The sequence below is a fragment of the Arthrobacter sp. KKT183 genome, from assembly GCF_055657625.1.
Window position 1 is genome coordinate 1,667,329 of record NZ_CM145770.1, and the last position, 21,361, is coordinate 1,688,689.

Annotated in this window: 23 protein-coding genes; 12 read left to right on the top strand and 11 right to left on the bottom strand. The window is 62.9% G+C overall.

Translation table 11 applies throughout. The features are described 5' to 3' along the window. Positions 1-15: 15 nt before the first annotated feature. From nrdI to ACZ2GY_RS07990, 4 genes are all read left to right on the top strand, one after another. A complete protein-coding gene (nrdI, locus tag ACZ2GY_RS07975) occupies positions 16-474 on the top strand; it encodes a class Ib ribonucleoside-diphosphate reductase assembly flavoprotein NrdI (RefSeq protein WP_277358878.1) in 459 nt (152 codons plus the stop codon). After that, positions 471-2,621, top strand: a complete 2,151-nt coding sequence (nrdE, locus tag ACZ2GY_RS07980; RefSeq protein WP_471673457.1) for a class 1b ribonucleoside-diphosphate reductase subunit alpha — start codon at positions 471-473, stop codon at positions 2,619-2,621. The genes nrdI and nrdE overlap by 4 nt, the downstream gene beginning before the upstream one ends. Positions 2,622-2,755: 134 nt before the next feature. Continuing rightward, positions 2,756-3,730, top strand: a complete 975-nt coding sequence (nrdF, locus tag ACZ2GY_RS07985) for a class 1b ribonucleoside-diphosphate reductase subunit beta (protein ID WP_056547799.1) — start codon at positions 2,756-2,758, stop codon at positions 3,728-3,730. A 118-nt stretch (positions 3,731-3,848) separates the two neighbouring features. Then, on the top strand, positions 3,849-4,103 hold the full coding sequence (locus ACZ2GY_RS07990) for a hypothetical protein (protein WP_471673458.1): 255 nt from the start codon (positions 3,849-3,851) through the stop codon (positions 4,101-4,103). A 242-nt stretch (positions 4,104-4,345) separates the two neighbouring features. Here ACZ2GY_RS07990 and ACZ2GY_RS07995 read toward each other — a convergent pair whose 3' ends face one another. Beyond that, entirely contained in the window at positions 4,346-6,094 is a 1,749-nt protein-coding gene (locus ACZ2GY_RS07995; protein ID WP_471673459.1) for an FAD-binding protein, read from the bottom strand. Positions 6,095-6,165: 71 nt separating this feature from the next. On the opposite strand from ACZ2GY_RS07995, the gene ACZ2GY_RS08000 reads away from it, so the two are divergent. Then, positions 6,166-7,116 (top strand): LysR family transcriptional regulator, encoded by a 951-nt coding sequence (locus ACZ2GY_RS08000; protein WP_471673571.1) that lies wholly within the window; start codon positions 6,166-6,168, stop codon positions 7,114-7,116. Positions 7,117-7,263: 147 nt separating this feature from the next. Here the strand turns inward: ACZ2GY_RS08000 and ACZ2GY_RS08005 are convergent, their stop codons facing one another. From ACZ2GY_RS08005 to ACZ2GY_RS08030, 6 genes are all read right to left on the bottom strand, one after another. Beyond that, positions 7,264-7,605, bottom strand: coding sequence for a hypothetical protein (locus ACZ2GY_RS08005; RefSeq protein WP_471673460.1), 342 nt, complete (start codon positions 7,603-7,605; stop codon positions 7,264-7,266). Positions 7,606-7,715: 110 nt separating this feature from the next. Next, entirely contained in the window at positions 7,716-8,447 is a 732-nt protein-coding gene (locus tag ACZ2GY_RS08010; RefSeq protein ID WP_471673461.1) for a DinB family protein, read from the bottom strand. A 76-nt stretch (positions 8,448-8,523) separates the two neighbouring features. After that, positions 8,524-9,291 carry an SCO1664 family protein gene (locus ACZ2GY_RS08015; protein ID WP_471673462.1) on the bottom strand — a complete coding sequence of 256 codons (768 nt, stop codon included), beginning with the start codon at positions 9,289-9,291 and terminating at the stop codon, positions 8,524-8,526. Next, positions 9,291-9,842, bottom strand: a complete 552-nt coding sequence (locus tag ACZ2GY_RS08020) for a DUF3090 domain-containing protein (RefSeq protein ID WP_277358406.1) — start codon at positions 9,840-9,842, stop codon at positions 9,291-9,293. Before ACZ2GY_RS08020 ends, ACZ2GY_RS08015 begins: the two co-directional genes overlap by 1 nt. Before the next feature lie 15 nt (positions 9,843-9,857). Continuing rightward, positions 9,858-10,571, bottom strand: coding sequence for a histidine phosphatase family protein (locus ACZ2GY_RS08025; protein WP_471673463.1), 714 nt, complete (start codon positions 10,569-10,571; stop codon positions 9,858-9,860). 79 nt (positions 10,572-10,650) lie between these two features. Beyond that, the gene (locus ACZ2GY_RS08030; protein WP_277358404.1) at positions 10,651-10,860 is read right to left on the bottom strand and encodes a hypothetical protein; all 210 of its coding nucleotides are present in this window, start codon (positions 10,858-10,860) and stop codon (positions 10,651-10,653) included. 106 nt (positions 10,861-10,966) lie between these two features. On the opposite strand from ACZ2GY_RS08030, the gene ACZ2GY_RS08035 reads away from it, so the two are divergent. Next, on the top strand, positions 10,967-11,230 hold the full coding sequence (locus ACZ2GY_RS08035) for a hypothetical protein (RefSeq protein ID WP_471673464.1): 264 nt from the start codon (positions 10,967-10,969) through the stop codon (positions 11,228-11,230). Positions 11,231-11,248: 18 nt separating this feature from the next. On the opposite strand, the gene ACZ2GY_RS08040 is transcribed toward ACZ2GY_RS08035, so the two are convergent. Beyond that, positions 11,249-11,449 (bottom strand): hypothetical protein, encoded by a 201-nt coding sequence (locus ACZ2GY_RS08040; RefSeq protein ID WP_277358402.1) that lies wholly within the window; start codon positions 11,447-11,449, stop codon positions 11,249-11,251. A 154-nt stretch (positions 11,450-11,603) separates the two neighbouring features. On the opposite strand from ACZ2GY_RS08040, the gene ACZ2GY_RS08045 reads away from it, so the two are divergent. Further along, complete coding sequence (locus tag ACZ2GY_RS08045; protein WP_471673465.1) at positions 11,604-13,058, top strand: protein adenylyltransferase SelO; 1,455 nt, start codon at positions 11,604-11,606, stop codon at positions 13,056-13,058. 9 nt (positions 13,059-13,067) lie between these two features. On the opposite strand, the gene ypfJ is transcribed toward ACZ2GY_RS08045, so the two are convergent. From ypfJ to ACZ2GY_RS08060, 3 genes are all read right to left on the bottom strand, one after another. Further along, positions 13,068-13,973 carry a KPN_02809 family neutral zinc metallopeptidase gene (gene ypfJ / locus ACZ2GY_RS08050; protein WP_056547372.1) on the bottom strand — a complete coding sequence of 302 codons (906 nt, stop codon included), beginning with the start codon at positions 13,971-13,973 and terminating at the stop codon, positions 13,068-13,070. A 66-nt stretch (positions 13,974-14,039) separates the two neighbouring features. After that, positions 14,040-14,429 carry an ArsR/SmtB family transcription factor gene (locus tag ACZ2GY_RS08055; protein ID WP_056547375.1) on the bottom strand — a complete coding sequence of 130 codons (390 nt, stop codon included), beginning with the start codon at positions 14,427-14,429 and terminating at the stop codon, positions 14,040-14,042. Continuing rightward, positions 14,344-15,639 carry an MFS transporter gene (locus ACZ2GY_RS08060; protein ID WP_471673572.1) on the bottom strand — a complete coding sequence of 432 codons (1,296 nt, stop codon included), beginning with the start codon at positions 15,637-15,639 and terminating at the stop codon, positions 14,344-14,346. Before ACZ2GY_RS08060 ends, ACZ2GY_RS08055 begins: the two co-directional genes overlap by 86 nt. A 148-nt stretch (positions 15,640-15,787) precedes the next feature. On the opposite strand from ACZ2GY_RS08060, the gene ACZ2GY_RS08065 reads away from it, so the two are divergent. From ACZ2GY_RS08065 to ACZ2GY_RS08085, 5 genes are all read left to right on the top strand, one after another. Beyond that, a complete protein-coding gene (locus ACZ2GY_RS08065; RefSeq protein WP_471673466.1) occupies positions 15,788-17,173 on the top strand; it encodes an FAD-dependent oxidoreductase in 1,386 nt (461 codons plus the stop codon). A gap of 8 nt (positions 17,174-17,181) precedes the next feature. Beyond that, positions 17,182-19,083: a glycoside hydrolase family 15 protein gene (locus ACZ2GY_RS08070; protein WP_471673467.1), complete on the top strand. Its 1,902-nt coding sequence runs from the start codon at positions 17,182-17,184 to the stop codon at positions 19,081-19,083. A 33-nt stretch (positions 19,084-19,116) separates the two neighbouring features. Continuing rightward, complete coding sequence (locus tag ACZ2GY_RS08075) at positions 19,117-19,893, top strand: thioesterase family protein (RefSeq protein ID WP_471673468.1); 777 nt, start codon at positions 19,117-19,119, stop codon at positions 19,891-19,893. 102 nt (positions 19,894-19,995) lie between these two features. After that, on the top strand, positions 19,996-20,280 hold the full coding sequence (locus ACZ2GY_RS08080) for a DUF427 domain-containing protein (protein WP_471673469.1): 285 nt from the start codon (positions 19,996-19,998) through the stop codon (positions 20,278-20,280). Positions 20,281-20,318: 38 nt separating this feature from the next. Next, positions 20,319-21,347 carry an aldo/keto reductase gene (locus ACZ2GY_RS08085; protein WP_471673470.1) on the top strand — a complete coding sequence of 343 codons (1,029 nt, stop codon included), beginning with the start codon at positions 20,319-20,321 and terminating at the stop codon, positions 21,345-21,347. The last annotated feature ends 14 nt before the right edge of the window (positions 21,348-21,361 follow it).

The following is a 21,361-nucleotide window of genomic DNA, read 5'->3' on the forward strand; positions in this document are numbered from 1 at the left end:
GCGGATGTAGTCGGGATGACAACACCAACCATCAGTCGAAGTGCCCGTGGACGGGCAGTTGGGGAACCGTTGGAAACTGACGCGCCGCTCATCTACTTTTCGTCGGCGTCGGATAATACCCACCGGTTCGTCACCAAGTTGCCAGTTCGTTCGGCGCGGATTCCGCTCCTCACCAAAGACGACACGCTGCACGCGCTGAGTCCGTTCGTGCTGGTCCTTCCGACCTACGGCGGAATCAGCGGTCAAGGGGCAGTGCCCCGGCAGGTGATCAAGTTCCTCAATGTCGAGGACAACCGCCTGCTGCTTCGCGGCGTGATCGGCGCGGGCAATACCAACTTCGGGGACACGTACTGCCTGGCGGCGGATATTGTCGCGGCCAAGTGCAGCGTTCCCGTTTTATATCGATTTGAACTAATGGGCACGTCCGAGGACGTTGACCGGGTAACCCAAGGATTGGATGAGTTTTGGACATGACAGTCGCTGAAACAGAAGCACCCGCACTTCCGGAGCGCTTCAAGGGCCTGGGCTATCACGAGCTCAACGCCATGCTGAACCTTTACGGCCCGAACGGCGAGATCCAGTTCGAGGCTGACCGGGAGGCCGCGCACCAGTATTTCCTTCAGCACGTCAACAACAACACCGTCTTCTTTCATGACCTCGAGGAGAAGCTCGACTACCTCGTGAAGAATGAGTACTACGAGCGGGAAACCCTCGATCAGTACACAATGAACTTCATCCGTGACCTGTACAAGCGGGCCTACGAGAAGAAGTTCCGGTTCGAAACCTTCCTTGGCGCGTTCAAGTTCTACACCTCGTACACACTGAAGACTTTCGACGGCAAGCGCTACCTGGAGCGGTACGAGGATCGGGTCTGCATGGTTGCCATGCACCTCGCGCGGGGCAATGAAGACCTCGCTAACCGCATGGTTGATGAAATCATCGAGGGCAGGTTCCAGCCGGCAACACCGACCTTCCTCAACGCCGGCAAGCGGCAGCGCGGTGAGCTGGTGTCCTGCTTCCTGCTGCGCATCGAAGACAACATGGAATCAATCGGCCGCTCGATCAACTCGGCACTCCAGCTGTCCAAGCGCGGCGGCGGCGTCGCTTTCGCGCTCACCAACATCCGCGAGGTCGGCGCGCCGATCAAGCAGATCGAGAACCAGTCCTCCGGTGTCATCCCCGTGATGAAGCTTCTCGAAGACAGCTTCTCCTACGCCAACCAGCTGGGCGCACGTCAGGGCGCCGGCGCCGTGTACCTGCATGCGCACCACCCGGACATCAACCGCTTCCTCGACACCAAGCGTGAGAACGCCGATGAGAAGATCCGCATCAAGACTCTCTCGCTGGGTGTTGTCGTTCCGGACATCACTTTCGAGCTGGCGAAGAAGGACGAGGACATGTACCTGTTCTCGCCCTATGATGTCGAGCGCGTCTACGGCATGCCGTTCTCCGATATCTCGGTCACCGAGAAGTACTACGAGATGGTTGATGACTCGCGGATCAAGAAGACCAAGATCAAGGCCCGCGAGTTCTTCCAGACCCTCGCGGAAATCCAGTTCGAGTCCGGCTACCCGTACATCATGTTCGAGGACACCGTGAACCGGGCCAACCCGATCGACGGCAAGATCATCATGTCCAACCTGTGCTCGGAAATCCTGCAGGTTTCACAGCCCACCACGTACAACGACGACCTCTCCTACGCTGACACCGGCAAGGACATCTCGTGCAACCTGGGTTCGCTGAACATCGCAAAGACGATGGATTCCCCTGACTTCGGCAGCACCATCGAGACGTCCATCCGTGCACTCTCGGCTGTCTCGGACATGTCTAACATCACCTCCGTTCCATCGATTGCTCGCGGTAACGATTCCTCGCATGCCATTGGGCTCGGGCAGATGAACCTCCATGGCTACCTGGCACGCGAGCGGGTGCACTACGGCTCTGAAGAGGGCCTCGACTTCACCAATATCTACTTCTACTCGGTTGTCTACCACGCTGTGCGGGCTTCGAACCTGCTGGCGATTGAGACCGGGCAGACCTTCGGCGACTTCGAGAAGTCCAAGTACGCGTCCGGAGAGTTTTTTGACAAGTACACCGATCAGGAATGGGCCCCACAGACCGCGCGGGTCAAGGAACTGTTCGCCAGGGTGCATATCCCCACGCAGGAGGATTGGCGTGCGCTTAAGGCCTCGGTCATGGAGCACGGCATCTACAACCAGAACCTGCAGGCCGTGCCGCCGACCGGCTCGATCAGCTACATCAACAACTCAACCTCCTCCATCCACCCTGTGGCGTCGAAGGTCGAGATCCGCAAAGAGGGCAAGCTGGGACGCGTGTACTACCCGGCGCCGTACCTGACCAACGACAACCTGGAGTACTACCAGGACGCGTATGAGATCGGCTACGAAAAGGTCATCGACACGTACGCCGCTGCCACGCAGCACGTGGACCAGGGCCTGTCGCTGACGCTGTTTTTCAAGGACACCGCGACCACGCGTGACATCAACAAGGCGCAGATTTATGCCTGGAAAAAGGGCATCAAGACGGTCTACTACATCCGTCTCCGCCAGCTGGCGCTGGAGGGCACTGAGGTGGAGGGTTGCGTCAGCTGCATGCTGTAGTCGACAAGGGCAACTAAAGCAAACGACGACGCCGGTGGGCCGGCAGCAGAAGCCGGCCCGCCGCCGTCGTACATTTATTAGAGGAAATTCACCGCCCTAGCGGGCAGTTCAAGCGAATGGGACAAGGGGTCACGATGACCGAAAAGGTTAAGTTGCTGTCGCACGTTGAAGCGATCAACTGGAACCGTATCCAGGACGACAAAGACGTCGATGTCTGGAACCGCCTGGTCAACAACTTTTGGCTGCCCGAGAAGGTACCCCTGTCCAACGACGTCCAGTCGTGGAACACGTTGACGCCGGCGGAGCAACAGCTCACCATGCGGGTGTTTACCGGCCTGACGCTCCTGGATACCATCCAGGGCACCGTTGGCGCCGTCTCGCTGATCCCCGATGCGATCACTCCGCATGAGGAAGCCGTGTACACGAACATCGCGTTCATGGAATCGGTGCATGCCAAGAGCTACTCCTCCATCTTCTCCACGCTGGCTTCCACGAAGGAGATTGACGAGGCATTCCGGTGGTCCACCGAGAACGTCAACCTTCAGAAGAAGGCCAGCATCGTCATGGATTACTACCAGGGTGACGATCCGCTGAAGCGCAAGGTGGCCTCCACGCTGCTGGAGAGCTTCCTGTTCTACTCGGGCTTCTACCTGCCCATGTACTGGTCTTCGCGCGCCAAGCTGACGAACACTGCCGACCTGATCCGCCTGATCATCCGCGATGAGGCCGTTCACGGGTACTACATCGGGTACAAATTCCAGAAGGGCCTGGAGAAGGTTTCCGAGGAGAAGCGCCAGGAGATCAAGGACTACACGTTCGAGCTGCTTTTCGAGCTGTACGAGAATGAGGTTCAGTACACGCATGATCTGTACGACGGCGTTGGCCTCGCTGAGGACGTCAAGAAGTTCCTGCACTACAACGCCAACAAAGCTCTGATGAACCTGGGCTACGAGGCGATGTTCCCGTCCTCGGTCACGGATGTGAATCCGGCGATCCTGTCGGCGCTGTCACCGAATGCGGATGAGAACCACGACTTTTTCTCCGGGTCGGGTTCGTCTTACGTGATCGGCAAGGCGGTCAACACCGAAGACGAGGACTGGGACTTCTAGCGTCGTCTGCGGCCACACGGCGTTGCTCGCTGCCGTCTGAATCTGGTTTTTCGACCATGTCTTCGGAGCTGAGGGTGGTGCTACACGTATTGTCAGCCCATAGACGAAATGAGAAACGATGCTTAAGGGGCGGCTAGTCGTTGGAATAACGGCGCTCTTGTTCACCATGACAGGTTGTAGCAGTGAATCGCTCATCGGCGCGCAGCCGGACGCACCTCTAACCCACGCGGACCTCGATGTCCTACAGACAACGGCCGGTCAAGAGGACACGATTTCGGCGGAAGCGGACGTTTCCTACCTCGATGAGAACTCTTCACGTTTCCTCGCCGAGCAGGACGGTTTGCTTTTCTACGCGGGGGGTGGAGACGTCTAACGCGGGTTCCAACACCTGTCTCGTCGTCGTGTCGCAGGGTCCCGGCCAAACGACCGGTGGGTGCGATCTAAACATTGGCGAGGAAGTCGGCGCATCGTATATCGCCTTTGGCGTTGAGGCTCGGCTCGTAACCGACGACGCAAACCTTCAGGACTATGTGGACAACGGATGGAGCACTCCTCATCCGAACCTGATCACGAGAAACAGCTGGAGCTGAATGTCCGCAGCTGGAGATTCAGTATTCACTCCAAAAGCTTGCCGGCGACGGAATCGTCCGCGGTGGATTCAGCGAGAGCCCGGAATGAACCGGGAGCCGGGGGCAGCGCTTCGAAGCTGACTCCCTCTGCCGGCGACCAGATGAAGTTCCCTTTAAAGGAGGAATCCATCGCAGGGAAGTCCGCACGGTTATGGGCCCCACGAGTTTCGCGCCGCTCGCGCGCGCACTCCAGGGTGGCCCGAGCGGACAGCAGCGAGCCAAGCAGGTCGTAGGCATGGGCCAGGTCATCGAAGCCGGCGATGTCCGGATGGGCGGTGACGTTCTGAGCATGCTCCTCCAGCACCGCTAGCTTGTCCAGCCCTTCCTGGAGCCCCTGCTCGGTACGCACCACACCGGCATGCGCGGTCATCAGGTTGCGCAACTCGCGCTGTAGGCGCCGTACTGACTCGGTCCCGTTCTCGCGCAACAGAGACTGCATCTCGGTGCGGGCCAGTCCGACGGCGGCCGGATCCCTGCTTATCTCGGTGCGGGAGCCCACGTACGCAGCGACATGCTCCCCGGTGATGCGCCCGTAGACAAGTAGCTCAATCAGTGAATTGCCACCTAACCGGTTGGCCCCATGCAGACCCGAGGAAGCCTCGCCGATTGCAAACAGCCCGTTCACTCCGGTGCTATGGTCCTCCGGTGCTACCCACACCCCGCCCATCGAGTAATGGGCGGTGGGGGCGATTTCCATTTTGGTGGTGGTGATGTCCACCATCTGCAGGTCGATCAGGGTGCGGTAGACCCGCGGCAGCTTCTCCAGGATGGTCTCGCGCGGCAGGTGTGAGACGTCCAGATAGACGCCTCCTTTCTCGGTCCCGCGGCCCTCGGCAACCTCGGTGAATGCGGCAAGGGCCACCCGGTCCCGGGTGGAGAGTTCCATACGCGCGGGATCATAGCGTTCCATGAAACGTTCACCGAGAGCGTTCGTGAGGATACCGCCCTCTCCACGCGCGGCTTCGGAGACGAGGGTGCCGGCGGCGTCGTCGGGCTCCAGGAGGCCCGACGGGTGGAACTGAACAAGTTCCGCGTCGCGAATCCGGGCACCGGCCAGCGCTGCCAACCTGAAGGAGTCACCGGTGTTCTCGTCGCGGCGGGAGGAGGTATGCCGCCAAATTCGGGTGTGCCCACCTGCGGCCAGGATGACCGCGTCGGCGTGGATCTGTACGGGGGTGCCGTCCACGATGTAGAAGCCGTAGGCGCCGAAGATCGTGCCGTCGGCGACGAGCAGGCGGGTGATGTAGACCGTGTCGATAATCGGCACGTTCAGCTCTGCCGCCCGGCGCATCAGGGTGCGCTGGATTTCAAGACCGGTGTAGTCCCCGGCGTAGGCGGTACGGCGGTACTTGTGGGCACCGAAGAAGCGCTGCGAGATCCGTCCGTCTTCCTCCCGGGCGAACGGCATCCCCCACTGTTCGAGGTCCGCAATGCCGCGGGCCGCATTACGCGCTACGGTCTCTACGATGCTCGGGTCGGCCAGGAAGTAAGACTCGCGCAGGGTATCGGCGGCGTGCTGCTGCCAGCTGTCCTCGGGGTCCATAGTGCCCAGAGCGGCGTTGATCCCGCCAGCCGCCAGAGTGGTGTGCGCATCATGCTTGCGGCGCTTGCCCACCGCCAGCACCTGCACCCCACGCTGAGCGAGTTCGATCGACGCGCGCAACCCGGCGCCTCCGGTACCGATCACCAGCACGGACGTGGACAGGAGGCGTTCGGAAGTGTGGTGGAGATTCATATCTACAACGGTAGGTTTGTGCGCTCCATGATTCCAATGAATTATGTGACTCACGATGATGCGTTTAGGCTATACAGGTGAAGCTAGACCAATTGCGCTCTTTTGAAGCGGTAGCTCGAGTGGGGCATTTCACACGCGCGGCCGACGAGTTGTATCTCGCCCAGCCGTCCCTGAGCCGTCAGATCGCCGCGCTTGAGGCCGATCTTGGTGCTGAACTGTTCCACCGGGGCTCCTCAGGAGCAACGCTGACGAACGCGGGCGAGCTGTTGCTGCCCATCGCTCGGCGCATGCTCGGCGACGCGCAGACCGCTCGCGAGAAGATGGACGAACTGTCAGGATTACACCGCGGTCGAGTTCGGCTGGGCGCTCCACCGACTCTGTGCGTCTCGCTGGTCGCCGATGTGCTGACCGCCTTCCGCAGTGCGCATCCCGGGGTGGAACTGCACATCACGGAGGGCGGCTCGCGTTTCCTGGTGGAGGCCCTCAACGAAGGTGCACTGGATCTGGCCCTGGTGGTCACCCGCGCAGTGAACCCGACGGTTCCGGGCACCGAATTAGTTCCACTGCTCGCAGAAGAGCTTGTGGTCGTCTCCTCCGCCGGATCGGCGATGCCGGAAGAGCTCACATTGAAAGAGCTGGCTCACATCCCTCAGGTGGCGTTCAACCGCAGTTACGACCTGCGGGTCGCCACCGATGCTGCGTTCTCCGCCGCTGGTCTGGAAACGGTGGTGGCCGTGGAGGGCGCCGAAATGGACGCAGTGCTGCGGTTTGTTGAAAGAGGGCTCGGCGTGGCCGTGGTGCCGGCGATGGTGGTCCATGACCGCCCCGGACTGCGGAGCGCTCGCTTGGTGAGTCCTTCGCTGACGCGGACCGTCAACTTGGCCCGGCGCAACGACGTCGGGCCCTCGGCCGCCGCTGCCGCCATGCAGCAGTTCGTCTTTGACATCGTGGATCGACTTGCGGCGCCGGGCACCGACCTGGCGCGTCTGGTTACGGCAGCTCCACGGGACTCAGAGAATTAGATCACCCCACGACTGCTGGACATGCCCGGTGTTTGCTCACTCGGATATCGGGGCCCGTTGTCTGTTGCCTACGGCTTCGATTGCTGCGGCGATGCCAAGCAAGACGGCTGTACCGAAAGTAGTACCGAAGGCTACAAGCGCCTGTCGTCAGTTCTGCAAGGCTGAGTAATTGGCGGCTCGGATCGAAATGCAAGCGACAATCACGCTACAGAGCGCCGCACCGATGGCAGCCAGCGAGAAGTAATGCGCGAATGCGAGCAACGTGTAGGACGCGTACGCGAATAGCGCCACCGCGATGAGACCGACCACTGATGCGAGTGCCATCACGGTACGCCGTCGGGGTGCAGGTTTAGCACCCTCGACCTGCTCGGATGAGTTCCTGAGGACAGCAGTAGCGATCTGTATGCCGAACGCTACGGTGACCAGTGTTATCAGGAGCGCCATCCATGCGGATGGAGAAGTCTGCGAGAAGTATCCGACGATAAGCATCAGAACAAGGCTTCCTATCAGCGGTTCTGTCCTGACATTCCTGACTCGTCCCATGAGCCCATGCTAACGAGTCCCCCAGGCGGACCCGGCCCGGCTGGTTTTCTCGGGCCCTAACCAATACGAGCGAGATCCCGTCTGACGTAGCGGAGGTGTGCCCACTCCTCCTCGAGGATCACGCGAATGCAGTCGCCGACGCTTGGATGCCAGTCGCCGCCGCCCCAGGCGTTCTCGCGTTCCTCTGCGAGAAGATCCGGCGTTGCCGTGGCCAGAAAATCGGTGACCTGCTGTTGGCGCTCTGCCCGAACAGCGAGAATCTCCTCGTACGCCGGCAGCTCCACCCGGAAGATCGACATGTCGAAACCCATCTCGCCGGCGCCGGTGAAAATCAGTCCGATCTCGTGGAACGGCTGCTCCTTCCGCAGGATCCCGCTGCCGAGCCAGGCGTCGGTCGCCAGAATGAGGTGCCTCAGGGTTTGAGCCAGAGACCATTCGTCCGCTACCTGCCTGTCCACCAAGTTCGTTGGCGTGCCATCCACAGTCTCCTGCCACGCGGACTGCACCGCGAGCCACCCCTCCCGCAGGCCTTCGGGCATCTGCGCCTTCTGCAGTTCGCGGCCCGGGAACTGCCGGTTGAGTTCGGCATCCACAAGCGGCACCACGTCGACCCCGTTGACGAGAAAACTGCCGAAGAACAGGTCGTGGCTGTCGATGTCGAGTCCGTCCACGTCGACGCCGCGCATCGACACGCCGCTGACATCGGAGAATCGCAGGGTGGCGCCTTTGAAACTTGCCCTGACGAAGGTTGCGCCCTCGAATTCCTTCGTGCTGGTGTAGGTCCTCATGGCCCTCATTCTCCGGTGAAGGCGCGCTGAAAGCTACGGTAGAGGACGATTCTTCACGGAAGGATTGCGTCCGTTCCTAGAACAATGGCCAGGGCACCGCGGGCATTTCACCGCTCGGAGCTGGGAACCGCCCGGATGAGCGCATCCGGGTGCAACGCGCCGCGAGCGCAGCGATTTCGTCCGCGGACAAAAGGTCCGCCAGTTCATGGCCCAGCTCACCGTGCAGGGCTTCGCTGAGGCGATCGACGCCGTCGAGCTCTTCGCTCGTGAGTGGGTCACCGAGCCATCCCCACAGCACCGTGCGCAGTTTGTGGTCGCTGTGGAAGGTCAGCCCATGGTCCACACCGTGCCGATGCCCGTCCTCCATTGCAAGAATGTGGTCGCCCTTGCGGTCGGCGTTGTTGACCAGTACGTCAAACACCGCCATACGTCTCAGCGCGGGGGAGTCCTCGTGGATGAGAGCTACCATCGAGCCGTTCTCGTCCTGACCTTCGAGGACCTGCTTCCAGCCGGTCTTCGGCACCTCGCCCGTCGCAACCAGATTCACCGCGTTCTGGGCTAGATCCGTCTCCTGCCAGAGCTGCACCATCCCTTCACCCAGTGGACCGTCGCGTAGCCAGGTGCGAGGAACGACATTCCAGCCCAGTATCTCCGAGACGAGGTAGGCGGCCATCTCCCGGTGCGCAAGAACACCGTCGGGGAAATCCCAGAGCGGACGCTCGCCTGCTACTGGCTTATAGATGACTGCTGCATCGCCAATGCTGCCCAGGAAGGTCGCGTTCGACGCCGTCGTGATGCGGCCGGTGAGCGTCAGCTCGGCGGTCAACAGGTCCGGCGTCGGCATCAGGCTTCGGGCAGGGCGCAGATGTGCCCATCAGCGTCGATTGGCTGACCGCACAGCACGCAGATCGGACGCCCGGCGCCTACAACCTCGCGGGTGCGCTTGGCGAAGGCGCGGGCGGTACCAACAGGCATGCTGACCCGCAGCACTTCGGACGCATCGGCGTCGTCATCATCGGGGAAGGTTTCGTCTTCGCTCTCAGCGTCGCTGAGCGGGTACGCCTCGACGACGATCTGCGCCGTGGTCGGGTCCCACCCCAAACTCATGACGCCGGTGCGGAACTGTTCCTCTACCGCCTCAAGCTGGTCATTGTCGACGAGTTCGATGGGAGTGCTCGTGGGCACGCTGAAGGGGTTGCCCTCGAGGTTGATGAGCTGATCGAGGATCTCATCGATTTTTTCGGCGAGTTGCGCCGACTGCTGCTTCTCGAGGGCGATGCTGACTATCTGCTTTCCTGCACGTACCTGCAGGTAGAACGTGCGGGCCCCCGGAAGCCCGATGGTGCCGACGACGACGCGGTCAGGCCAGACAAACTCGTGAACAGTTGTGGGCATGTTGCTATTTTAGGCTCATCGCGCTGATGGCGCCGTGTGTCCTGCGCCACCGCCCACCGGTGCGTCGTCGGAAGTGACGCTGGTGGACAGCCAAGACAGATCGCCGGCGTCGGTATTGGTTGCATGAACGGTCGGCCGATTGGCTCCGTAACGCACGATCGACACGGAGGCCGGTCCCACGTTGATGCGTTGGAATAGGTCGAGGTGCATGCCGAGGGCGTCGGCGAGGATCGACTTGATGATGTCACCGTGGCTCACTGCCACCCACACTGCTCCCGGCCCGTGGAGGGATTCGAAGGAGGCGTCGTGGCGTCGAATCGCCGCCACCGACCGGGCCTGCATCGCGGCCATGGATTCGCCGCCGGGAAAAGTGACGGCGGACGGTTGCGATTGCACTGCCGACCACAGGTCCTCGGTGGCGAGATCACTGAGCGTGCGGCCCTGCCACTGGCCGTAATCGCATTCAGTCAGACAGGCATCGAGATTCATATCGACGGCTGCACGCGAGTCGCCGGCCTGGCGATCGTGGATGAATTGGGCGGTCTGCTGACACCGCTCGAGCGGGCTCGACACGACTCCGGCAACCTGGACGGCTGCAAGCCGGTCAGCGGTCAGGGCCGCCTGCTCCCGGCCGACCTGGTCCAGGCTGACGCCGTCGGCCCTGCCAGCCAGAAGCCCTGAAGCATTCGCTGTGGTGCGGCCGTGCCGCACGAGAAGAACTGTCGCCATTCACCCAGCGTAACCATCCGCGCGACGGTGAACCCTCAGGGGACTGGTGTCCATGGTTCACCTGCGCCGAGGCGGACTGTCACATCAGCCCGCCTCCACCGCGTCCGCGGTGATGGCGCTGTCCCTCGTCGTCAGCCCTGAGCTTCACGTGTTTTTCCCGGAGATGGCGCAGGGCAAGAGCGATCAGCAGCGACAGCGCCACTACCGCGAACGCGTCCAGAACCGTTATCCCGGATAGGACCCAGACCGCGAGGGCAATCAGCGTGGCAGAAATGGCGACTGTAGTCACGAGAACTTTCAACGTATTCCCCATAAGGGCATCCTGTCATGAAGAGTTGTCACCAGGCTGCGGTTCATTGGCTGCCTCGGAACTTCCGTCAGACCGAAAGGACACCATGGAACTCAACGAACTACTTGACGCGCTGAAGGCCGGCCACACCATCACGGGGGACTCCCCACTGCACGAAGTGATGCATCGGACCAGCCAACAGGCCCTGCGCATCACCGGCGAGCTGAACGGTCTCTACCAGGAACCTGCGCGGGTGCGGGAGTTGTTAGCCCAGTTGACGGGCAAGCCGGTCGCTGAATCCGTCACAGTCTTCCCGCCCTTCTACTCCGATTTCGGCAGGAACATCACCCTGGGTGAGCGGGTCATGTAGCGAACGCTCTGGGCCCCGTCACCCCGGGAACGGCATGAACGGAACGTCCGGTTTGCCGTCACCGTCCTTGTCGCCATACGCCCTCATGGCGAGGTCGTTAGCCTTTTCCTCGTTCCCATGGATGTGGACGTACCCCTCGCGGAAGTCCTTTTGATGGGCAGATGCAGCGGCGGCCTTCTTGCGCTCGAAGGCGGCGCCCTTTCGTCGGAAGCTAAACATGTCCGGCTCCTTTCCCGTGCCGCATAGCTACGGCGCCGGGCGGACGGCCCATTGCCGACATACCTCCAACATACGCCCGGCCCTCAGGGAAAGCGATAACGAAAGGGGGCCGTTCGCGGGGAACAACCCGAACGCCACGTCTGTTGACATATACGTGAGTGTTTCTACGGCGCCGACCGTCACCCTCGACAACCACTTCGCCCGCCACCTGCCGGAAATGGGCACGCCCTGGCAAGCAGCAGAGCCGGCCGAACCGCACCTGCTGGTGCTCAACGAGCAGCTCGCGGCCGAGCTCGGGCTTGATCCGGCCTTCCTGCGCGCTCCCGACGGCGTCCGTCTCCTCACCGGCGCACGCGTACCCGAAGGTGCAACCCCGGTTGCGCAGGCCTACGCCGGCCACCAGTTCGGCGGGTACAGCCCCCGCCTCGGTGATGGACGCGCGCTGTTGCTCGGAGAGGTTGCAAACCCGGACGGCACCCTGCGGGATATCCACCTCAAGGGCTCCGGCCGCACGCCTTTCGCACGGGGCGGCGACGGACTCGCCGCCATTGGCCCCATGCTGCGTGAATACATCGTCAGCGAAGCGATGAACGCACTTCGCATCCCTACCACCCGTTCGCTCGCCGTCGTGGCCACGGGACGTGCCGTGCAGCGCGAGGAACTGCTGCCGGGCGCCCTGCTGACCAGGGTCGCCGCCAGCCACCTGCGCGTCGGTACCTTCCAGTACGCCCGTGCCACCGGTGACATCGAACTGCTCCGCCGCGTAGCGGATTACGCCATCACCCGCCACTATCCCGAGGCAGCACAGGCACCCAACCCCTACCTCGCCTTGCTTGAATCGGTCATCCGTGCCCAGGCGGAGCTTGTCGCGCAGTGGATGCTGGTGGGCTTCGTCCATGGCGTCATGAACACGGACAACATGACCATTTCCGGTGAGACCATCGACTACGGTCCGTGCGCCTTTCTGGACGCCTTCAACCCCTCAGCGGTCTACAGTTCAATCGACACCATGGGCCGCTATGCCTATGCGAACCAGCCGGCCGCCGCCCACTGGAACCTCACCCGCTTCGCCGAAACGCTGCTGCCCCTGCTCGATGAAAACCAGGACGACGCCGTGAAGCTGGCAGAGCAAGCGCTGGCAGAATTCCCCGCTTTCTACAGCGGTGCCTGGTCCGCGGGAATGCGCATCAAGCTGGGCCTGCCGGACGGCGTCGATGCGGCAGACATCGCAGGAAAGCTCCTGACGCTGTTGGAGGAGGACCATGTGGACTACACGTCCTTCCTGCGGAGCCTGAGCGCTGCCGCACGCGGGAACGTTGAAGTGTCCCGCAGCTACTTCGCTGACCCGGCACGTTTTGATGCCTGGTTGGCGCAGTGGCTCACCCTGAACCCGTCAGCAGACGCCATGGACAGGGTTAACCCCGTGTACATCCCGCGGAATCACCGCGTGGAAGAAGCTCTCGCTGCTGCCGTTGAGGATGACCTCGAACCGCTGGGCACGCTGCTCGCTGCTGTGACGGCGCCGTTTCAGGAGCGTGACGGCTTCGAGCGCTATGCCGCTGGAGCGCCTGAGGACTTTGGCTCGTACCGGACCTTCTGCGGGACCTGAGAAAGCGGGCTAGGGATTGTCGAGATCCTCAGCGGCGAAGGTGTCGCACGCTTCGATGTCTCCCGTTTCTAGTCCCCGCAGGAACCACGCCTGACGCTGCTCACTGGAACCGTGGGTCCACGCCTCGGGGTTGACCTGACCGGTGGTCGATTCCTGGATGCGGTCGTCGCCGACCGCCGACGCCGCTGATAGCGCGTCCTGCAGGTCGGTTCGAGTGAACTCGCGCAGGAAGGGAACCCCGGATTCCGGATCAGGGACCGTTGTGGCATGCGCCGCCCACATGCCGGCGTAGCAGTCGGCCTGCAACTCCACCCGGACTGCTCCGGACTCTGCACCGCGGGGGTCCTGCTGGGATGCGCTCAGTGCGCCCGTCAGGTTCTGGATGTGGTGCCCGAACTCATGGGCAATTACGTACTCCTGAGCCAGCGGCCCAGCGGACGCACCGAAGCGGGTCACCAGATCGTTGAAGAAGGCGGTGTCATAGTACGTCTGCTCGTCCGCCGGGCAATAGAAGGGCCCGACGGCGCTGCTCGCCGCGCCGCAGCCCGTGTTGGTCTGGCCGCTGAACAGGACCACCCCGGGCGGCGTGTACTGGATGCCGAAGGGCTCCAGGTAAGGGGACCAGAAGCTATCCAGGCTTTCAGCGGTGCCAAGGATGCGGCAGTCGAGCCGCTCGTTGGCGTCCGCGCCGGTCTGGCACGCGTTGATGGCGGGATCAGAGTCCGCACCGATACCGGTATCCGTGTCGGTGCCGCCGTCAAGTCCTAACTGGTCCACCACACCCGGGCCGAAGAACAGTGACAGCAGCAGGATCAGGCCGCCGCCGAGGCCGCCGCCGATAGCGACGCCGCGGCCGCGGCCGCGCCGGTCACTCACCCGGGAGGGATCGAACTGGGCATTGTCATTGAAGCTCATGCCAGAACTCTAAACTAGGAAGCCTGCTGTGTATTCGGTAGGCGCCGGTTCCGAGGAGCAGGAGGATCAGTCGTGTGCAGGCTCCCCGGTAACGCGGTGGTCGGCGTGGTTCAGGCCCTCCCGTACCAGGCGTGCGAGGTGCCCGTCCGCAATGCTGTAGATGACATTGCGGCCGCTTTTCCGCGTGGTTACCAATCCCGAGAAACGGAGCTTGGCCAGATGCTGGCTGACTGATGTGCGGGTTGCTCCCGTGCGTTCCACCAGGGAACTGACGTCGCCGGATTCCTCGGAGAGCAGCCACAGAATGTGCAGCCGCGTAGGGTCGGCGAGCATCCTGAACAGGGATGCGCCGACGTCGAGGCGTGCTTCATCAGGATCGTTCGGATGATTCAGGCTGGGCCGCGAGCCGACCGGTTCTTCGCTCAACAGTCCACTCCTTGCTGACAGGTGACTCATCTGCCCCGGTAGCCGGAGGCTCGGCCGTCCAAAGCCGCAATGCTGCCACAGCGCCCAGTGTAGCGAGCGTTGCAAGGATGAACGCGGCCGCAGGCTGCCCGGCGCCGGCTCCAGCCCATCCCGCAATCGGGTAACTGAGAATGAAGCAGGCGTGCGAGAGGGAGAACTGCGCCGTGAACAGGTAGGACCGCGTTGCATCCGTGGCCGCGCGGCGCAGCAGGCGCGCAGACGGCGTATTGATCATCGAAGTACCGGCACCCAGCAGCGCCCACAGCAGGAGCATCAGTACCCAGGTGGGCTGCAGTAACGCGATGACGCCGGCCGCACCCACGCCCGCTGCGATCACCGCGCTTCCACTCACCATGAAGGCCCGGTCCGGAAAGCGCTCCAGCAGTGCCGGCGTCGTCAGTGCCACAGCCATTGATCCGGCGCCGTAGCAGGCGAGGGCGATTGCCACCTCAGCGTTGGTTCCGCCATAGAGATCTCGGACATACACGACGGTATTCACCAGGACGAGCGCGGTACCGCAGGCCACCACCAGGTTCAGTGCGAGGAGTCCACGAAGAGACGGCACCTGCAGGAAGATCCGGGCCCCCAGGGTGGTGCGGTGCAGGAGGGAACCCCGGCGCGCGGGCGGCGGGGGAGCGGGCAACCGGGTGGTTCCGACGAGCAGAGCGGAAATCAGGAACCCAATGACGGTGCCGACAAAGAGACTGGAATAGCTCATAATCACCAGCAGCGCGGCTGCGATGACGGGGCTCAGGAGCGACTCAAGATCGTAGGCAAGCCGCGAGAGGGATAGCGCCTTCGTGTAGTCGCGCTCCCGCGGCAGAATCACAGGAATCACCGACTGGAACGCCGGGGTGAAGGTAGCCGAGGCCGACTGCAGCACGAATACCAGAACGTAGACCTGCCACACCTGATCCACGAACGGCAGCATTAGGGCAACGGCCGCGCGGACGAGGTCAGCTGCAATCAGGACGGCTTTCCTGGGAAGGTGTTCCACCAGTGCCGCCATCAGGGGAGCCACGAAGACGTAGGCCAGCATCTTGATGGTGAGGGCAGTACCGAGGACGGCTCCTGCTCGGCCCGCCGCAAGATCGAACGCGAGGAGACCCAGTGCCACGGTGAGCAGGCCTGTACCAAGCAGCGCAATCACCTGCGCAGAGAAGAGTTTGCGATACGCAACATTGCGGAGGACTGTCAGCACACTGCTCAACATAGTACATACGTGCGCATTTGTGCACTCATTCCCCCAGGTTGCTCGAACATTGACATTTATCGATAGCTCTCAGATACTCATATCGACGAATATCAATGTAACTAGACCAGTGGGCCATAGAACGGAAGGAACAGCGATGCCGGAACAGCGTCACTTGCCCGTCGCCATCATCGGGGCCGGCCCGATCGGCCTCGCAGCCGCCGCCCATCTCCTCGAACGAGGGCTGACACCCTTGATTCTCGAGAAGGGCGACGCCGTCGGGGCTGCCATCCGCCAATGGGGCCACATCCGCCTGTTCTCTCCCTGGCAGTACAACATCGACGACGCCGCCCGCCGGCTTTTGAAGCCGACCGGTTGGCAGGCGCCGCGCGGCTCAGCGCTTCCCTTCGGTAATGAACTGGTTGAGGCCTACCTTGAACCGCTCGCGGCGCTACCCGGCATCGCAGCAGCCCTGCACCTCAACACCGAGGTGCTCGCAGTGACGCGGCAGGGGATGGACAAGACGAGGACCCTGCATCGCGAGGACCAGCCGTTCCTTGTCCGTGTGCTCGGCCCGCGAGGACTTGAGGATCACCTGGTGCAGGCCGTTCTCGATGCATCCGGCACCTGGAGCCAGCCCAATCCGCTGGGCCAGGCCGGGCTGCCTGCCCCGGGAGAGAGCGCTGTGCACCCCTTCATCACGCAGCCCCTTCCCGATGCTGCAGGCAAGGACCGCGCCCGCTTCGCCGGCAAGCGCGTGATGGTAGTCGGCGCAGGGCACTCCGCAGCGAACACCCTGCTAAGTCTCGGACAGGTTGCCAAAGCTGAGCCGGGAACCCGCCTGATCTGGGGTGTGCGCGGATCCGGATCAGCACAGCGGCTCTACGGCGGCGGAGACCTCGACGGGTTGCCGGCCCGCGGAGCGCTCGGAAGCCGCCTGCGCTCGCTGGTGGAGGACGGCGTGGTGGAGCTCCTGACCTCATTCACCATCACTGAACTGGAGGCCGGCGACGGCGCGCTCCTCGTTCATGCCTCGAGCCCGGAGGGCGCACGTGAGGTCGAAGTGGATGTGCTCGTTCCGGCCACGGGGTTCCGTCCGGACCTGCGGATGCTCCGCGAACTGCGGCTCGAGCTCGATCCCGCTGTTGAAGCGCCGCGCGCGTTGGGGCCACTGATCGACCCTGAATTCCACTCCTGCGGGACCGTCCCGGCGCACGGGGCAGCTGTCCTGGCGCACCCGGACAAGGACTTCTACCTCGTAGGTATGAAGAGCTACGGCCGCGCCCCCACCTTCCTGCTGGCCACCGGATATGAGCAGGTGCGGTCAGTCGTCGCCGCCGTTGCCGGCGATGACGACGCCGCTGCGTCAGTTCACCTCGATCTCCCCGAAACGGGGGTCTGCAGCACCGACCTCGGGGGAAGCTGCGACACTGCATCCTCCGGTGGCGAGATGGTTTCGCAGTCCGGTTGCTGTGGTCAACCGGAACCGGTCAGCCTCGGCGTTCCCACCGGGCTCCTGCACGGCAGGATGCTTGCTGATTGAATGGGAGGATGACAGCTGAGCATGCAGAGCACGCGTCCACGCCGCTGGAGGACTACGCCCTCCTGTCTGATCTGAGTACGGGGCCACTGGTATCCCGGGACGGCAGTATCGACTGGCTTTGCTTTCCGCGCTTCGATTCTCCCTCCGTCTTCGCGGCCCTGCTGGGGTCCCCGGAAGACGGACGATGGAAAGTTTCCGCCTCTGACGGCGAGGTGGTTTCCCGGCGGTATCTTCCACGAACGTTCGTCCTGGAAACGACCTGGAGCACGCCCAACGGAAAGATGGTGGTCACCGACTTCCTGCCGCCTGGCGACGCGCAGTCGGATCTGGTGCGCCGGGTGGAGTGCGTCGAGGGAACCGTTGAAGTGGAGCACGACCTGCGCATCCGGTTCGACTATGCCCGGGCGAAGCCCTGGACGCGGCGGGTCGACCTCGAGAAAGTCGGCTCGTGCGGACTGCTGTCGGTTGCAGGTCCGGATGCGCTGCTGCTGACCGGACCGTTGCTGCACCCTCACGAGTCCCAGCGGGCAGAACCACAGACCGGCATGGAAGACCGCCACGAAGCCTCCGCCGAGGGCCATGCGGACGATTACCAGGGCGCTGTCTCGAAGCGGCTGAGCGGTGCCTTTCCGCTTGTAGCCGGCGAATCCGAAAGCTGGGTACTTACCTGGCACCAGTCTCACGAGGGGCTTCCAACTGCAGCAGACCCGGACAGAGCCCTGGAAGCGACTATCGCCTACTGGACTCAGTGGTCCTCCCGGGTGGAGGTTCATGATCGACACGATGAGGCCGTATTGCGATCGCTGATGGTGCTCCGTGCCCTTACCCATGGCAGAACCGGCGGCATCGTGGCCGCAGCCACCACGTCGTTGCCGGAGGAGTTCGGCGGCTCTCGCAACTGGGACTACCGCTACACCTGGCTGCGCGACGCCGCACTCACCATCGAGGCGCTCATTGCGCATGACTTCACCGAAGGTGCGCTGCACTGGCGCAACTGGCTGTTGCGTGCGGTAGCCGGGGATCCGGATCAGGTGCAGATCATGTACGGCATCGCCGGCGAACGCCAGCTCCCCGAAAGCGAGCTGGACCACCTGGCCGGCTACGAGAATTCAAAGCCGGTAAGAATCGGTAACGGGGCTGTGGGCCAATACCAGGCCGACGTCGTCGGGGAAGTCATGCTCGCCCTCGCGGCGCTGAGGGATACAGGGGCAGCCGAGGGCGAGTACTCCTGGGGGCTGCAAAAGAACCTCCTTCGGTTCTGTGAGCAGAACCTGGACCGGAAGGGTCACGGCATCTGGGAAATGCGCGGGGAAGCAGAGTTCTTCGTTCATGGACGAGTGATGATGTGGGCTGCCTTCGATCAGGGGGTCCGGGCAGTGCGTGAGCACGGGCTGGAAGGGCCGGCCGATCGATGGGAGGAGATCCGGGACCGGCTCCGGGAGGAGATCATGGAGCGCGGATTCAACGCCGAGCTCAACTCGTTCACGCAGACATACTCGAACGATGAAGTCGATGCGTCCCTGCTGCAACTGCCCCACACAGGCTTTGTGGCCAGCGATGACCCGAAGATGCTTGGCACCGTGGCCCGCATTGAGGAGCAATTGCAGGATGCCCATGGGCTCCTGCACCGTTACCGCACAGCATCCGGCCTCGATGGTTTGGAGGGCCACGAATACCCATTCCTGATCTGCACGTTCTGGCTTGTGGAACAGTATGCAAACAGCCGCCGCACCGACGATGCCACGGCGTTGCTTGACCGGCTCACCGGTTACGCGAATGACCTCGGACTGTACGCGGAAGAGTACGATCCGGTGAGCGGCCGGCTGGCAGGCAACTTCCCGCAGGCCTTCAGTCACCTAGGCTTTATTCGTGCCTCGGACGCCGTCAACAGGGCACGAGTCCAGCCTTAACCGAGCTTTCCCTCAGGAGCGTGTTTTCCCACCATGGCAGATTCCTACTACCGTCCGGCGGGCGGGGGCCGGTTCGAGGCCACAATTCATGCACAGGGTGCCTGGAACGCACACGAGCAGCACATGGCGCCCGCATCCGGTCTGCTCGCACATTGCCTTGAACAGTTCCAGCCACGCGCAGAGCTGCAGATGGCGCGCATCTCGTTCGAGATCCTGGGCCTCATACCGCTGGAGACCGTCGAGGTGACCACCCGGATGGTGCGCCCAGGGAGGACCATCGAGTTGCTGGAAGCGGAGATGAACCATGGCGGGCGGACAGCTATCCGCGCCCGCGCCTGGCGGTTGGCTTCGAGCGATACCTCGTCCGTCGCGGCGCTTGAGGACGAGTCCATGCCGGGACCGGATGAGGGTGAGGAGCACGACGCCGTGGCGGAGTGGCCCGGCGGCTACATCCAGTCGATTGATGTCCGCAAGATCGAAGGCCACAGGCCCGGCCGGGGCAGGGTCTGGTTGCGGACGCCCCACCCGCTGGTGGAGGGTGAAGCGTCGTCAGACTCGGCCCGGCTGATCGGGCTCATCGACACCGCAAACGGAATCGCCACGCGGGTTCCTCCCGGACCCGGCAGCTGGGCGTTTCCCAACGTCGACCTGCAGGTGCACCTTCACCGCCAGTCCTCGGGCCAGTGGCTCGGCCTCGATACCCGAGTGAGTTTCGGGCGGGAAGGAATCGGGCTGACCTCGTCCGTCCTGCACGACCTCGACGGGCCGTTCGGCCGGAGTGAGCAGATCCTTACGCTGCGCAAGCTCTAACTCCAGGCGGGGGAATGCAGCGAGCAGCGTCGTCGTTGGCAGATTGTGTAATCGCGCTCACAGCGCAACCGGCGCTGAGCCGTTCAGAGGATTGAGGACATCATGGCCAAGGCAGTCTGGAACAACCAGGTCATTGCGGAGTCTGACTCCACCGAGATGGTCGAGGGGAACCACTACTTCCCGAAGGAAAGCGTCAAGCAGGAGTTCCTCCGATCGAGTGACATGCACACCACATGTCCCTGGAAGGGTGACGCCAGCTACTTCAGCCTGGAGGTGGACGGTGAGAGCAATCCGGACGCCGCATGGACCTACCCGGAGCCGAAGGAAGCCGCCGCGAACATCAAGGACCACGTGGCGTTCTGGCGCGGCGTGATCGTGACCGACTGAAGAGCAGTGCACGCACTATCACCTACCCAGGAGAGTTGATGGAATACAGGAACCTCGGAAGCAGCGGCGCATCGGTTTCGGCTTATGCGTTAGGCACCATGACGTTTGGTGCCGAAGCCGATGAAGCGACGTCACATGCGATTCTCGATGACTATGCCGACGCCGGTGGCAACCTCATCGACACCGCTGATGTCTACACCGCGGGAGCGTCCGAGGAGATCATTGGGCGCTGGCTGGCGAAGAGCCCGTCCGCTTCCGGCATGATCCTGGCGACGAAGGGTCGGTTCCCGATGGGTAAGGGCCCCAATGATCTGGGCCTCTCCCGGCGGCACCTTCGGCTGGCGCTCGATGCCTCGCTGAAGCGGCTCAACGTCGACCACATCGACCTGTACCAGATGCACTCCTGGGACCCGCTCACTCCTCTGGAGGAGACGCTCGGCTTCCTCCACGACGCCGTGAGCGCCGGCAAGATCAGCTACTACGGCTTCTCGAACTACACCGGATGGCAGCTGACCAAGGCCGCCGGCATTGCGAAGGCGCGAGGGTGGGACCTGCCGGTCACCCTCCAGCCGCAGTACAGCCTTCTGGTGCGGGGGATCGAGGCAGAAATTGTGCCTGCAGCGCTCGACGCCGGTATGGGCTTACTGCCGTGGTCACCGCTTGGCGGGGGGTGGCTCACCGGAAAGTACAAGCGGGATACTGCGCCCAAGGGCGCAACCCGTCTCGGCGAGAATCCGGAACGCGGAATGGAAGCGTGGGAAAAGCGCAACGCGCAGGAGCGGACCTGGGCGATCATTGACGTCGTCCTCGGTATTGCTGAGGCGCGCGGAGTCAGCGCGTCCCAGGTAGCGCTGGCATGGGTTGCGCAGCAGCCAGCTGTCACGTCGGTCATTCTCGGTGCCCGTACTCGCGAGCAGCTTGAAGACAACCTTGGGGCAGCTGCCCTGACGCTGAGCAGCGATGAGGTTGAACGGCTGTCCCAGGCCAGCGCGCCGGGCTTGGCTGATTATCCTTACGGAACCCCGGGCGTCGAGCAGCGGAGCCGATCTATTGACGGCGGCCGCTGAGGAGCCTGTGACAC

Coding starts and splice junctions, on each gene's coding strand:
- ACZ2GY_RS08070 (WP_471673467.1), top strand. CDS start 17,182: ATGACAGCTGAGCATGCAGAGCACGCGTCCACGCCGCTGGAGGACTAC.
- ACZ2GY_RS08025 (WP_471673463.1), bottom strand. CDS start 10,571: ATGGCGACAGTTCTTCTCGTGCGGCACGGCCGCACCACAGCGAATGCT.
- ACZ2GY_RS08005 (WP_471673460.1), bottom strand. CDS start 7,605: ATGCTTATCGTCGGATACTTCTCGCAGACTTCTCCATCCGCATGGATG.
- ACZ2GY_RS08015 (WP_471673462.1), bottom strand. CDS start 9,291: ATGCCGACGCCGGACCTGTTGACCGCCGAGCTGACGCTCACCGGCCGC.
- ACZ2GY_RS08020 (WP_277358406.1), bottom strand. CDS start 9,842: ATGCCCACAACTGTTCACGAGTTTGTCTGGCCTGACCGCGTCGTCGTC.
- nrdE (WP_471673457.1), top strand. CDS start 471: ATGACAGTCGCTGAAACAGAAGCACCCGCACTTCCGGAGCGCTTCAAG.
- ACZ2GY_RS07995 (WP_471673459.1), bottom strand. CDS start 6,094: ATGAATCTCCACCACACTTCCGAACGCCTCCTGTCCACGTCCGTGCTG.
- ypfJ (WP_056547372.1), bottom strand. CDS start 13,973: ATGAGCTTCAATGACAATGCCCAGTTCGATCCCTCCCGGGTGAGTGAC.
- nrdF (WP_056547799.1), top strand. CDS start 2,756: ATGACCGAAAAGGTTAAGTTGCTGTCGCACGTTGAAGCGATCAACTGG.
- ACZ2GY_RS08085 (WP_471673470.1), top strand. CDS start 20,319: ATGGAATACAGGAACCTCGGAAGCAGCGGCGCATCGGTTTCGGCTTAT.
- ACZ2GY_RS07990 (WP_471673458.1), top strand. CDS start 3,849: ATGCTTAAGGGGCGGCTAGTCGTTGGAATAACGGCGCTCTTGTTCACC.
- ACZ2GY_RS08080 (WP_471673469.1), top strand. CDS start 19,996: ATGGCCAAGGCAGTCTGGAACAACCAGGTCATTGCGGAGTCTGACTCC.
- ACZ2GY_RS08055 (WP_056547375.1), bottom strand. CDS start 14,429: ATGAGTCACCTGTCAGCAAGGAGTGGACTGTTGAGCGAAGAACCGGTC.
- nrdI (WP_277358878.1), top strand. CDS start 16: ATGACAACACCAACCATCAGTCGAAGTGCCCGTGGACGGGCAGTTGGG.
- ACZ2GY_RS08075 (WP_471673468.1), top strand. CDS start 19,117: ATGGCAGATTCCTACTACCGTCCGGCGGGCGGGGGCCGGTTCGAGGCC.
- ACZ2GY_RS08040 (WP_277358402.1), bottom strand. CDS start 11,449: ATGTTTAGCTTCCGACGAAAGGGCGCCGCCTTCGAGCGCAAGAAGGCC.
- ACZ2GY_RS08010 (WP_471673461.1), bottom strand. CDS start 8,447: ATGAGGACCTACACCAGCACGAAGGAATTCGAGGGCGCAACCTTCGTC.
- ACZ2GY_RS08065 (WP_471673466.1), top strand. CDS start 15,788: ATGCCGGAACAGCGTCACTTGCCCGTCGCCATCATCGGGGCCGGCCCG.
- ACZ2GY_RS08035 (WP_471673464.1), top strand. CDS start 10,967: ATGGAACTCAACGAACTACTTGACGCGCTGAAGGCCGGCCACACCATC.